Origin of the sequence: Acuticoccus kalidii (assembly GCF_021556395.1) — a bacterium.
GTDB lineage: Bacteria > Pseudomonadota > Alphaproteobacteria > Rhizobiales > Amorphaceae > Acuticoccus > Acuticoccus kalidii.
Map to the genome: position 1 here is coordinate 133,723 of NZ_JAKGCS010000025.1, position 13,996 is coordinate 147,718.

Below are 13,996 nucleotides of genomic sequence, written 5' to 3' on the forward strand. Positions count from 1 at the left end.
CTCAACGCGTCCCGCGCCGTCCGGTGCGACGATCGATCTCCTGCAGCGTCTGCGACACGACTTCGACGCCGAGGGGGTGGTCCGGATCGTCTTCGATGGAGGTGGCGTTGCGCCGGATCTCGGCGGTCTCGACCGGGCCTTTGACGAGGCCGACCCATCCGAGGAGCGGGTCGATCCCCGGCCCACGCGGCGATTCCGGCACCAGGATCTGCATGAACGCCCCGTCATAGGCCCGCGGCACGTAGGCATCGCGGGCGGCGACGAGGGTGACGATGAAATCGTCTTCGTCGGGTAACCCGGTGCGGGCGGGGATCTCGCGGATGAGGCCGAGCGCGCGGGCGGTGCGGAAGACGCCGAGCTTGTGGGGAAGTGCGTAGTTGCCGGCGGCCGCGACGATCGACTTTTCGCCCGCCCGAACGGCGGCGAGGTTCTTGCCTAGATCGGTAAAGCGCATTGCCCAGCGCTGGCGGGCCGACATCCGCGCCTTCAGCGCCGGGTGCCACATGTTGATGCCGATAAGGAGCGCGACCTCGATGCCGAGGGGCTTCAATTGCTGTGCGATCTCGTAAGCGAGGACGCCGTGCCAGCAGCCGCCGCCGAGGACGATGGGCCCCTCGACCTTCGCCTTGCGGATGAGGTCGACGTAAATCGCGGCGATCTTTTCCATCGGGAGCCCCTTGAGGCCGTGCTCGCGGCCGGGCTCGAAGGTGCGAAGGCACAGGATCCGACGCTCGCCCGCGCTCATGCGGGACAGCGCGTGGACTGTGCCGATATGGTTGATCCAGACGATCGTCACGCCGGGCCCGGCGGGGGAGAGTTCGACGATCCGCCAATCGGCGGCGGCGTCATCGATGGCGGCCGCGGGGCGCACGAGAGCGGCGATTTCGCCGGCGAGCGCGCCGAGATCGGGACTGCGATAGGTCGCGGCGAGGGAGGGGGCGACGCCGAACTCCTCCGCGACGCGGGCGAGCATCCGGATCGACAGGAGCGAATGGCCGCCGAGATCGAAGAAATTGGCGGTGACGCCGATGCCGGTCACGCCGAGCACCTCTTCCCAGATGGCGGCGAGGCGGCGGACGACCGCGTCCTCGGCCGGCCCTTTCGCCGTGGAGGGCGCCGCGGGCGCGAGTGCGCTCGCCGGAACTGTGAGGCGGGTGCGGGCGATACGGCCCGTTCCATCGCGCGGGAGCGCCTTGAGGACGCTGATCCCGTCCGGGGCGGTGCCGGCATCGGCGCGGGTGAGATCTTTGACGAGCCGGGCCGGGAGCGTTTCGAGGGGCATCGTCGCAGCGTCCGAGGGCGTCACGAAGGCGTAGCGCTTCGCCGTTCCGTCGTGCGCGGCGAAGGCGAGGGCCGCGGCGTCTTCGACGAGCGGATGGGCGCGAAGCGCCGCCTCGATCCGGCCGATCTCGCCGGCCGGGGCGCCGCTTTCGCCGAAGCCGTCCGGGCGGGGAAGATCGGCGAGGGGGCGGTCCGGGTGGTCGAGCGCGAAGGCGATCGTGTCCCGCCACATCGCAAGGAGGGTCTCGGCCGTTTCCTTGCGGAAGAGGTCGGACTTGTACTCGATCGAGATGCGCCAGCCGCTCGGCCGGCCGACCACCATGAAATTGAGATCGTAGATCGCGCCCGGCGCGTGCGAAGGGGCGCTCGACAGCTCGAAGCCGCCATAGCGCGCCGTCTCCATGAAGGCGTTCTGCTGGATGAGGTTCACCGAGACGAGCGGCGTGCGGGACGGATCGCGGGCCGGATTGATGATCTCGACGAGCCGGTTGAACGGGACGCTCTGGTGCGTCACCGCATCCTGGACGGTCGCCTTGGCGTGGGCGAGATGGTCCTCGAAGGTCCGCTCGCCGGGCACGTCGAAGCGCAGCACGAGATTGTTGATGAAGACGCCGATCAGCGCCTCGATATCGACATCGATCCGCCCGGCGACCTGGGTCGCGAAGATGACGTCGTTGGCGCCCGTCAGCCGTCCGAGCATCGCCGAGAGGATGGCGGCCCCGAAGGCGAAGGGCGACATCGCGCGCGCCTTCGCCGCCTCCTCGATGCGCGCGCCGAAGGTGACGGGAACGTCCGCGTGCACCGATCCGCATTCGGTGGTGCGCTGAAGCGGGCGCGGGAAATCGGGCTGGAGCTCGAAATAGGTCATCCCGCCGAGCTTTTGCCGCCAATAGTCGGCGTCCTCCTGGAAGGCGCCGCTATCGAGATAGTCGCGCTGCCAGAGGGCGTAATCGGCGTATTGGAGCGGGAGTTCGGGGAGCTCGGCCGGGCGTCCGGCCTCGATCGCGGCGGCGAACGCGCCGATCTCGCGGCCGAGAAGGCGGATCGACCATCCGTCGAAACAGATCTGGTGGATCGTGATCGCGAGGATCGCGCGCTCGGCGTCGAGGCGGATCAGGATCGCGCGGATCAGCGGCGCCTTGGTGAGGTCGAAGGGCTTGGCGGCGTCGGCGAGGGCGATCTCGTCGACGCGGGCCTCGTCGGCCGGTCCGCGGGTGCCGCGCATGTCGATCTCGGAGAGCACGAAATCGGCGCGCGTCAGGACCTCCTGCACCGGCCGCCCGTCCTTCTCGACGAAGCGGGTGCGCAGGATCTCGTGCCGGGCGATCACGGCGCGGAAGGCGCCCTCGATGCTCTTGGCGGCGACATGGCCTTTGACGTGCCAGCGGATCGCGACGTTGAGGGCCTGGTTGCCGGGGGAGAGCTGGTCGAGAAACCAGCAGCGCTCCTGGCCGGCCGACAGCGGGAAGGTGCCGAGACTGTCGGGCGCCGGCGCCTCGACGGGATGATCGCGTTCGGGGGTCGTCATGCGACAGCGGCCTCCTTGCGCCGTTGGCCGCCGCGGAACGCCTTGAGGGAGGGGGCGGTCGAGGTGTGCGCACCCGTCTCGGCGAAGGCGGCGAGTTCCTTGATGGTCGGGTGCTGGATGAGGTGGCGGGCTTCGAGGCCGAGATTGCGGTCGAGCATCCGGGCCGAGATGCGGAAGACGTTCAGCGAGTCCGCCCCGAGGGAGAAGAGATTGTCCGTCGTCCCGATCGGGTGGATGCCGAGGACTTCGCTCCAGATCTCGGCAAGCGTTGCTTCGAGCGGCGTCGCCGGGGCCACATAGGTCCGCTCCGTCTCGACGCTTCCGCTCGACGGATCGGGCAGCGCCTTGCGGTCGAGCTTGCCGTTGCCGGTCTGTGGGAGCGCGTCGAGCGCCACCCAGGCCGTCGGCACCATGTATTGCGGCACCATCCCGGCGACGTGGGCCGCGAGGCCGGCCGGTGCGATGTCCGCGCCGTCGGCGGCGACATAGTAGCCGACGAGCTGGCGGTTGCCGGCCGCGTTCGTGCGCACGTCGGCGGCCGCGGCGGCGACGCCCTCCATGCCGCGCATCGCCGTCTCGACATCGCCGAGCTCGATGCGGAAGCCGCGCAGCTTCACCTGGTTGTCGCGCCGGCCGAGAAGCTGAACCCTTCCGTCTGCCAGGCGGCGGCCGATATCGCCGGTCCGGTAGAGCCGGCGCGGCGCGTGGCCGGGCAGCGCCACCATCTGGAAGGCGGCCTCGGTGAGGTCGGGACGGGCGTGGTAGCCGCTCGCCAGCCCGTCGCCGCCGATCCACAGCTCGCCGACGACCCCGAAGGGCACCGGGGCAAGCCCGTCGCCGAGAATGTGCAGCTCGGTGTTCGCGATCGGATGGCCGATGGTGATGGGCGCCCCGTCCACGATCCGCTCGAGCGAGGACCAGATCGTCGTCTCGGTCGGGCCGTACATATTCCAGACCTCGCGGCCGATGCCGCACAGCGTCCGGGCGAGGTCGGCCGGAAGCGGCTCGCCGCCGGCGAGGATCTTGAGCGCGGGTTGCGCCTTGAGCCCCGCTTCGAGGAGCATTCCCCAGAGCGTCGGCGTCGCCTGCATGATCGTCGCATTGGTCTCGCCGATCATCGCGACGAGGCGAAAGCCGTCGAGGACGTCGGCGGTGTCGGCGATCACCACGCGGGCACCGACGGTGAGGGGAAGCATCAGCTCGAGAACGGCGATGTCGAAGGAGACGGTGGTGACGGCGAGGAGCGTATCCTCTGCCGTGATGCCCGGCTCGCGCGCCATCGAAGCGAGGAAGTTGACGACCGCGCGATGCGGGACGACCACCCCTTTCGGCTTTCCGGTCGAGCCGGAGGTGAAGATCACATAGGCCGGATCCGACGGAGCCGCGCGGGAGGCCGTGATCGCATCGCCTGCCGCATCGGGGCGCACGATCGCGATATCGCCGGCAAGGGCGGTGATCTCCTCGCGGTCGGCGATGAGGGCGACGGGCGCCGCCTCCTCGAGGATCGCAGCAAGGCGTGCGGGCGGGTGCCGGGGATCCAGTGGCACATAGGCGCGCCCGCTCCGCCACACGGCGAGAAGGGCGACCAGCATGTCGAGCGAACGTTCGAGCGCGACGGCGACCGGGCCTTCGCGTTCGCCAAGCGCGTCGCCGAGAGCGCCGGCGAGCGCATCGATGCGCGTGCCGAGCTCGGCATAGGTGAGGCGCTCGCCCCGGTGCTCGGCGGCGACGGCGTCCGGCGTCCGGGCGATCTCGGCCAATATGAGGTCGAGCGCGTTGGCCGTGCGATCGACCTTCGCCTCGGTCCGGTTCGGAACGTCGAGGATCGCCGTGAGGTCGCCTGCCGAGAGGATCGGCATGTCGGCGATCGGACGCGCCGCGTCCTCGGCGAAGGCGGCGAGGAGCGTGCGATAATGGCCGAGCCGGCGCTCGATCGTCTCCCGGTCGAAGATCTCGGTGTTGAAGTCGACGTCGATGCGAAGCCCGTCGGCGCTTTCGATCACGTTGAAGAAGGCGTCGAAATTGGACCGCGATTTGGGGTTCGGCGCGACGTGGACCGCCAGGCCCGGCAGATCGTTGATCGAGGCGACCCGTTCGAGGTTGAATTGCAGCTCGGTGAGGGGAAGGCGGTTGACGTTCCGCTCGATCCCGAGCGCGCGGACGAGGGTGCCGTAAGTGAAATCCTGGTGCTCGAAGGCGCCCAGGATCTTGTCCTGCGCGGCCTTCAGGTGATCGGCGAGCGTCGTCTCGAAGGTGAAGGGCGCGCGGATCGGCAGGAAGTTCACGCAGTGGCCGACAAGGCGCTGATCGTCGAGGAGCGTTTGACCGGCGGTCGGGCAGCCGAGCACCACGTCGCTCTCGCCGGATAGGCGGCCGACGAGGGCCTGAAGCGTCGCGAACAGGGTGGTGAACAGCGTCGCCCCCTGGCGCGCTCCGGCCTTTTTGATCGCGCGATAGAGGTCGCGGTCGATGAAGGCAGTGGTGGTGGCGCCGGCGAAGTTGCGCACGGCGGGGCGCGGCCGGTCCTGCGGCATCTCGGGAAGGCTCGGGACGGTGGCGAACGTTCCGCGCCAATACTCTTCCTCGGCGCGGTGGGCGTCCGGCCCCGCCGCAGCGCGCCCGAGGGCGTAGCGGGCAAAACTCGGCGCGGGAGGAAGCGCGGCCTCGCGCCCTTCGATCCTCGCGGCATAAAGGGCGCAAAGATCCTCGATCAGGATCGTCGTCGACCAGCCGTCGCACACGATATGATGCGCGGTGAGGACGAGAACGTGCCGCTCCGGCGCGAGGGTGATGAGCATGGCCCGCACCGGCGCGACGGTGAGGTCGAAGGCGGTCTCGGCATCCTCGTGGAGGAGGTCGGCGAGATCCGCCTCGGGGTTCGCCAAGGCGGAGAGGTCGACGGCCTCGAACGGCATCGGGCCGGGCTCGGCGACGCGGAAGGTCTCGCCGTTGCGGGCGAAGACGAGGCGCAGCGCGTCGTGCCGCGCGATCAGCGCGTCGAGCGCGCCGTGCAGCGCCTCGGCGTCGAGCGGCCCGTCAAAGGTGATCGAGGCGGATTCGTTGAAGGCGCAGGAGGCTTCGTTGCCCATTTGCGCCGCGAGCCAGACCTCGGTCTGGACTTCGGTGAGGGGGATGTCGCCCGGCACCGGCTCCGGTTCCGGCGTCGCCAGGGCGACCGGCTGCTCGGTGGCGGCCTTCGGAGCGATCGGGGCGGCGCCTTCGGACGCGAAGATGCCGGCGGCGCGCACCTCGTCGATCGCCTCGCGGAAGGCCTCGGCGACGAGGGCGCATTCGGCATCGCCGTGCGTCGTGGTCAGGAAGCAGGGATAGCCTTCCTGGACGTGGACGCCGCGCATTCGGATCGTCGGATAGACGAGGCTGCCGAGCGGGTGCTTGGAGCCGAAATCGATGATGAACCAGCTCGCGAAGGTCTCCGCCTTGACCGGCACGTCGCGGGCGGCGAGGTCGCGATTGATGGTCTCGACGAGCGACTTGGTGCGGGCGATGGTGCCGTCATAGAGCGCGGCGCCGCTCGTCTCGATATGGTCGAGGACCGCGTCGACCGCCGCGAGAACCAGCGGATGCCGCACGAAGGTGCCGGCGAAGAAGGTCGGCGGCGTCTCGGGCATCGACTGATCGCCGTAGGACCAGTTGCCGCCGTCGAGCGCGTCCATGAAGCGGGAGGAGCCGGCGAGAATGCCGATCGGCATGCCGCCGCCCACCACCTTGCCGTAGGTCGCGAGATCGCCGCGGATGCCCCAAAGCTCTTGCATACCGCCGCGCGCCACGCGGAAACCGGTGACGACCTCGTCGAAGACGAGCGCCCAGCCGGCGTGATCGGCGAGGGTTCGCAACTCGCGCACGAATTCGGCCGGGCGCAGCTCGGGATGCCGGCTCTGGACAGGCTCGATCACGACGGCGGCGATGTCGTCGGCCGCGTTGCGGATGAAATCGAGGCTCGCCGGATCGCCGTAGGCGAGGACGACGATGTTGCCGACCGACGATTTCGGGATGCCCGGCGCGATCGGCAGAGCGCCGTTGTCGCGCCGTCCCTTCACGAGCACCTCGTCGAACTGGCCGTGATAGTCGTTCTGGAAGACGACGACCTTTTCGCGCCCGGTGATCGCGCGGGCGACGCGCATCGCGGCCATCACGGCCTCTGAGCCGGTGTTGCAGAAGGTGACGCGGTCCATGCCGGTGATCGCCGCGATACGGGCGGCGATCGGTCCGGCGAGCTCGGCCTGCGGGCCGATCGCGAAGCCTTTCTCCATCTGCCGGGCGAGCGCTTCGAGGACGAAATCGGGCGCGTGCCCGAACGCCGTCTGGCCGAAGCCGTTCACGAGGTCGACGAACTCGTTGCCGTCGACGTCCCAGATCCGCGCGCCCTTCGAGCGCTCGGCGATGATCGGGAACGTCATCTCCTTCCATTCGGCGCGGAATCCGCCGGCGGCGCGTGGGTCGGCGAGCGTCTGACGGTGACGCCCGGTATAGGCCTTCGACCCGGCGTGTCGGCTCGCATAGCGGGCGATGAGGTCTTGCAGGAAACGGTCCTGGGAAGGCGACCTCTCGCTCGTCTGACGCGAGGTGATCCTGGCGAGCGCGAAGCGCGGATTGACCGGCTCCGCGCTCGCCACTTCCTCGGCCGTTGCGATGGCGTCCGGGGTGTGCGGCGCGGTCGCAATCTGGCGGGAGGAAGGAGCGTCCGCCGGGTGTGGCAAGCCGGAGGACGCCCGGGCTGAGCTCCCAGCGGGCGCGGTGGGGGCCACGCCGAGGGTGCTCAGCTGTTCGTGAAAGAGGGTCTGCATGGTCTGAAGCTGTGCGAGGAGCACGGCTTCGACGCCCGATCCCACCGCCGCCGGCAACGGCCGGGTCTCGGCTGGGAGGGCGGCTGGAATGGCGCTTGTCGGCGCAGCCGTGACGGCCATCGCCACCGCCGCGACGGTCTGGGTGGCGGGATCGGCCGGAGACGGTGCGGCGGGTGGGGCGAGACGCGCGGCGATCTCTGCCGGCACCAGCGGGGCGGCATGCGCGGCGATCGCGCCGATCGTCGGCAGCTCGGCGAGGAACTGGCGGAAGGTCACGTCGACCTTCAGCTCGCGTCCGATCCGCTGGGCGAACTGGCCGAGAAAGAGGGAATCGAAGCCGAGTTCGAGGAAGCTCGCATTCGCGTTCTCCTCCTCCAGCGGTTCGCCGGACAGATCTTCGAGGATCGCGACGAGGCGGTTGCGAATGGCGGCGAGGAGCGCATCCGCCGTCGATGAAGCGAGCGTCATGGGCTGATCCATTGGAAGGGGAGCGGCTTGGCTCTCTGACGATGAAAAGGCGGCGACGGGCGGCGTCTCGGTCGCCATGGTGGGGGGCGTCGGCGCGGCGGGCCGGCCGCTCGCGTGTGGCGGCGGGTCGATCCAGTGGCGCTTGCGGGCGAACGGGTAGGTCGGCAGCGACACGATCCGGCCGCCATTCTGCGGCGCGAGGCCGGTGGTCTCGATGCCGGCGCCGAGGCTCCAGAGCTGGCCGAGCGCGGCGGCGAAGGCCGTGGCGTCATCGCTCTCGCGCGCCGGTCCGGGGAGGGAGGCGACGAAGCCCGACGCCCGCTCGCGCCCGAGCGCGCGGCTCGCGAAGGTGAGGAGCGTCCGTCCGGCGCCGACCTCGAGGAAGATGGGCGGGGCGCCCTCCGCGAGCGTCTCGACCGCGTCGGCGAAGGCGACCGTGGCGCGGCAATGGTCCGCGACATAGGGAGCGCACCACGGATCCGCCGCATCGATCCAGCGACCGTGCACCGAGGAGACCATCGGAATCTGCGGCGCGGCGTAGGTGATCCCGTCCGCTTCGGCGAGCATCGCTCCGACGACTTCGTCCATCATCGCCGAATGGAAGGCGTGCGAGGTCTGAAGCCGTTTTGCGGCGATGTCGGCCGTGGTGAGCGCGGCCTCCATCGCCTCGATCGCATCGAAGGGGCCGGCGAGGACGACGAGATCGGTCGCGTTGCGGGCGGCGACGTCGACGTGGTCCGTGAGGAAGGGCTCGATCCGCTCCATCGGCGCCCGCACGGAGAGCATCGCGCCGCGTTCGACCTTGCTCATCAGCCTGCCGCGCGCGGCGACGAGGCGAAGCGCCGTCTCGAAGGGAAGGATCCCGGAGAGCGCGGCGGCGGCGAACTCGCCGACGCTGTGGCCGGCCATGGCGGACGGTACGATGCCGCGCGAGAGCCAGAGCTTGCCGAGGGCGTAGCTCGTCAGGAAAAGGGCGGGCTGGGCATGGTGCGTCGCGGCGAGGGATTGGGCGGCCTCGTCGTCCGCCGGATCGGCGTCGAGGAGCGCGCGCAGCGCCGTCGCCGTCTCCGTGTCGAGGACGGCAAGCCCCGCCTCGATCGCCTCGCGGTACACGGGCTCGCTCCGATAAAGCCCGCTCCCCATGCCCGGATATTGTGAACCCTGGCCCGGAAAGAGGAACACCACGCGCGTCGCATCCGCTGCTTTGCGGGGCGTCTGCGCCGGATCGCGCAGTGCCGCGATCGCAGCGTCGCGGGTTCGCGCGGCGGCGGCGAAGCGGACGGGGAAGGTGGTGCGCCCGCAAGCGAGCGTGTGAGCGATGTCGGTGAGGCTCACGGCCGGATCGGCGAGCCGCTCGGCGAGCGCCGCGCGCATCGTGTCCACCTGATCGGCCGAACGGGCCGACAGCGGGAGGATCGCCGCGCGTCCATCATCCGTCCGGTCGGTCGCCTCACCCACCGGGGCGGCCTCCACGACCACATGGACATTGGTGCCGCCGACGCCGAACGAGCTGACGCCCGCAAGGCGCGGACCGGCGCGTTCGGGAAAGGGCTGCAAGGTCGTCGGGACGAAGAAGGGCGAGGCGTCGAGATCGATCGCGGGATTGGCCCGCTCGAAATGAGCCATCGGCGGGATCGCGCCTTCCGAGACCGCGAGCGCGCATTTGATGAGGCCGGTGACGCCGGAGGCGGCGTCGAGATGGCCGACATTCGCCTTTGCCGAGCCGAGGGCGCAGCGGCCGATCGTGCCGGTCTCGCCGAAGGCGTCGAGGAGGCCGCGAAACTCGATCGGGTCGCCGAGCGGCGTCGCGGTGCCGTGACACTCGATATAGCCGATATCAGCCGGATCGATGCCGGCGCGGACATGGGCGAGGGCGATCGCCTCGGCCTGGCCGCCGACGCTGGGGGCGGTGAAGGCGACCTTGTCGCTCCCGTCATTGTTGATGCCACAGCCGCGGATGACCGCGTGGACCCGGTCGCCCGCCGCGATCGCGTCCGCGAGCCGCTTGAGGACGACGATGCCGGCGCCATGGCCGAAGACCGTGCCGTTTGCCGCCGCGTCGAACGGCCGGCAAACCCCGTCGGTGGAGACCATGCCGCCACTTTGCGCGACATAGCCGCGGTACTGGGGGAAGGTGACGGAGACGCCGCCGGCGAGCGCGGCGTCGCTCGCCCCGCTCGCAAGGCTCTCGCAGGCGAGCGCCACGGCGGTGAGCGAGGTCGAGCAGGCGGTGTGGACGGTGAGCGCCGGGCCGCGCAGGTCGAGCTTGTAGGCGATGCGGGTCGCGAGCGTGTCGGTGATCGCGCCGAGAAGCGTCGGTGCTTCGAGGGTGTGATAGTGTGTGGTGCAATTCTCGAGCGTCGCCCGATCCTGCAGAATGTGGTGCAGGAAGTAGGTGCTGAGGCTGCATCCGGCGAAGATGCCGACGGCGCCGCCGAACCGCGCCGGAACGAGCCCGGCATCCTCCAGCGCCTCCCAGGCGACCTCCATCAGAAGGCGAGCCTGCGGGTCGGTGATCGCCGCCTCGCGCGGGTACATGCCGAAGAATTCGGCGTCGAACGCTTCGATGCCGTCGATCACCGCGCGAGCCGGGACATAGCCGTTGCCGACCCGTTGGGCTGGATCGTCCTCGAGCACGTCCGGCGTGAAGCGGGTGATGAGATCGTCGCCCGCTTTCAGCCGCCGCCAGAAGGTGGCGACGTCCGCCGCGCCCGGAAAGCGTCCGGCCATGCCGACGATCGCGATCGGCTCGGCGCGCTCGTGCGCGAGAGGGGGCGCCGCGTTCATCGACGCCTCCGCACGTCGCCGAGCCGGCGGGCCGATCCGTCGCCCGAACCGTCCGCGTCGCCCGTATGACCGGCGTGCCGGATGCTGCCCTGGCGCAGGTTCTCGAGCAGCGCCTCGGCCAGGTCGTGGAGGCGCGGATGCTTGAACATCAACACGATGTCGAACGGCCGTCCGATGACGTGCTCGAGAAGGACGTGGGCCTCGATGAGCTGGATCGAGCGGCCGCCGATATCGAAAAAGGACTGGTCGGGCCGGATGTCGCTGCAGTTGACGACGGAACGCCAGACGCGGGCGATGGCGCGCTCGAGGCCCTCGATCGTGTCGAGACCGTTCGACTGGAAGCCGCCGGAGGCACCCGGCGCGTAACTGTCCTCGCGCGCCGTGCGGTAGCGCTCCGACAGCTTCGCATGGTCGATCTTCCCGACCGTGTTCAGCGGAAACTCGTCGATGATGTCGAAGCGGGAGGGGACCATGAAGGCGGGCAGCTTCTGAAGGAGCCGCGTCGCGAGCCCGGAGATGAACGCCTCGTCCGAGGTCGTCCCCCCGGCATCGAGGCGTCGCACGAAGGCGACGAGCTCCTTGGAATATTCCTTGTCGACCTCGGCAAGGACGCACACCTCGGCGACTTCCGGGTCCTTGCGGATCGCCTCCTCGACCTCGCCGAGCTCGATGCGGCGGCCGGCGATCTTCACCTGCCGGTCGGCCCGGCCGCAGAATTCGAGAACGCCGTCCGCGCGCTGCCAGGCGAGATCACCGGTGAGATAGGCGCGCTCCCGCTTGCCGTTGCGCTCGAAGGTGATGAACTTCGCCCCGGTCTCGGCCGGACGGTCGAAATAACCGAGGGCGAGGCCGTCCCCCATCACGGCGAGCTGGCCGACCGTGCCTTGCGGCAGTGGGCGAAGGCGATCATCGAGGATCACCACCTCGTCGTGCGCGATGGGCGTGCCGATCGGCACCGGCCCGTCGGCCCAGCCCGAGCGCGAGACCTCGAACGTGCAGGTGATCGTGGTGTTCTCGGTCGGCCCGTAAGCGTTGACGAGACGACAGCCCGGCAACGCCTCGACCGCCCGCCGGGCATGGCGCGGCGACATCACGTCACCGCCGACGACGAGCTGGCGAAGGTTGGCGAAGGCGTCGAGCCGATGGTCGACGATGAGGTGGAAGAGGGCGGCGGTGAGGGTCGCGAACGTCACTTTAAAGTGCGTGACGGCGTTGGCGATCTCGTCGAGCGAAGGTTGCGCGTCCTCCACGATCGCGACACGGCCGCCATTGAGGAGCCCGCCCCAGATCTCGAACGTGCTGACGTCGAAGGCGAGCGGGGCGGTGTGCAGCATCACCTGCTCGGGCCCGAAGTCGACATAGGTCTGTTCGCGCACCAGACGGACGATGCCGCGATGGGGGACGAGGACGCCCTTCGGCCGGCCGGTCGAGCCGGACGTGTACATGACGTAGGCCGCGCTCATTGCGTTGATGGCGGGCGGCGCGGTGGGGGCGCCGATCGGCTTGGAGGGGATCGCCTCCAGCGGAATGAGAGTGGTGACCGCCGGGTCGATCGCTTCGGACAGCGACGTCGACCCCTCCGCCATGAGGCCGACCTTCGGCTTGCAGTCGGACGCGATCGAGCGGAGCTGATGGGCCGGATAGGCCGGGTCGAGCGGCACGTAGGTCGCGCCGCATCGCAACACCGCGATCATCGCGGCGACGGCATCGACCGAGCGGCCGACCGCGATTGCGACGAGATCGCCGGGGGCGACATTCTCCGCGAGAAGCCGCTCCGCGATGGCCTCGGCGCGGTCGGACAGGGCCTTGTAGGTGACCTGTCTGGACTTGGTGAGGATCGCGACCGCGTCGGGTGTCGCGCGCACCCACGGCTCGAAACATTGGAGGACGGTGAAGCGAGGATCGTAGCCGAAACGCTCGCGTTCCGCGGGTTTGGCGTGGCGATGGCGCGGTGGGGTCACGCGGCCCCGGCCGCTCGCAGGGCGGTCGTCGTCTTGGGGCATCGTTGGCGTATTCCTCGTGAGGGCGCTGTGGCCGGCCTCGAAGGCGTGCGGATGATTCAGCATGACCCATCCCGCGAAATCAGAACTTTTGCTGTTTTCCATAGTATAGACAGGTCTCCACTGAAGCTGATTGTGCGGATATACGTCTCGTCGAGTTGAGTGCGCTGGAGATACGTCGTGTTGCTTCGGCCGCTGACTTGCCAGAGCCCGGTCATTCCCGGCCGAACGGACAGGTATGCGTGCCGGCTGTCGGCGTCGTAGTGGGCGAAGAGCTCGTCGCGGGGGACGGGGCGCGGGCCGACGAGGCTCATGTCGCCGCGCAGGACGTTGAAGAGCTGGGGGAGCTCGTCGAGGCTCGAGATGCGCAGGAGGCGGCCGATCGGGTGGACGCGCGGATCGTTGCGCAATTTGCGCGTCTCGTTCCATTCGCGGCGCGCGTCCGGGTTGGCATCGAGATGGCGGGTGAGCTGCCCGTCGGCGTCGCGCACCATGGTGCGGAACTTCAGGCAGCGGAACGTCTTGCCGTTCCGGCCGGTGCGCTCGTGGCCGAAGAAGAGGGGGCGCCCGTCGGACGAAGCGATGGCGATCGCGACCACGACGAAGAACGGCGCGAAAACGAGGAGAAGACTTGCCGCACCGAGAAGGTCGAGCGCCCGCTTGAGACCGTTGCGATAGATGCCGCGCGGTTCCGTCGGGTACAATTTGAGAGGGGCGGTGTCGGTGAGTAGGAAGATTTCCTCAACTGCGCTCTTGTCAAATTGGTTGTCGGAAAACCGCTGAGACATCGTCCCTCTCCAGCCACAAACGGATCGATCCGCCGGCGCCTCGCAAAGAATTCGAGGTCCATGGGGCGCGACGGGTCGTTGCGGCGAACGCACGCCATCGGCGGCGCTCGCAGCGGGCGAAAACAGATTTCTCGGCATCGAGGCCGGTCGAGGTCGATGGAGCGATCGCGGGCCGCTTGTGGGTGGCCTGCCGGTCCATCGGCGTAACTGCTTTATCGTCTAAAGTCGTTCAATGAAGTGGATCGCTATAAAGGTATTCATCAACGTAAATCGGAGTCGTATTTAGGTTGGTCTCGGGAAGCGTCGTAATGAAATCTTTGTAAGGAAACGGGCGTTCTG

4 protein-coding genes are annotated in these 13,996 nt (G+C 69.2%); all 4 read right to left on the reverse strand.

What is annotated here, in order from left to right; genetic code table 11:
- Position 1: 1 nt before the first annotated feature.
- Genes L1787_RS17375 through L1787_RS17390 form a run of 4 tightly spaced genes read right to left on the reverse strand, consistent with a single transcriptional unit; the run spans position 2 to position 13,657 of the window.
- Entirely contained in the window at positions 2–2,809 is a 2,808-nt protein-coding gene (locus L1787_RS17375) for a condensation domain-containing protein (protein ID WP_235710282.1), read from the reverse strand.
- Positions 2,806–10,869, reverse strand: coding sequence for a non-ribosomal peptide synthetase/type I polyketide synthase (locus tag L1787_RS17380; RefSeq protein WP_235710283.1), 8,064 nt, complete (start codon positions 10,867–10,869; stop codon positions 2,806–2,808). The genes L1787_RS17375 and L1787_RS17380 overlap by 4 nt, the downstream gene beginning before the upstream one ends.
- Positions 10,866–12,872 (reverse strand): non-ribosomal peptide synthetase, encoded by a 2,007-nt coding sequence (locus L1787_RS17385; RefSeq protein ID WP_235710284.1) that lies wholly within the window; start codon positions 12,870–12,872, stop codon positions 10,866–10,868. Before L1787_RS17385 ends, L1787_RS17380 begins: the two co-directional genes overlap by 4 nt.
- Before the next feature lie 56 nt (positions 12,873–12,928).
- Positions 12,929–13,657, reverse strand: a complete 729-nt coding sequence (locus tag L1787_RS17390) for a sugar transferase (RefSeq protein WP_235710285.1) — start codon at positions 13,655–13,657, stop codon at positions 12,929–12,931.
- Between the last annotated feature and the right edge of the window lie 339 nt (positions 13,658–13,996).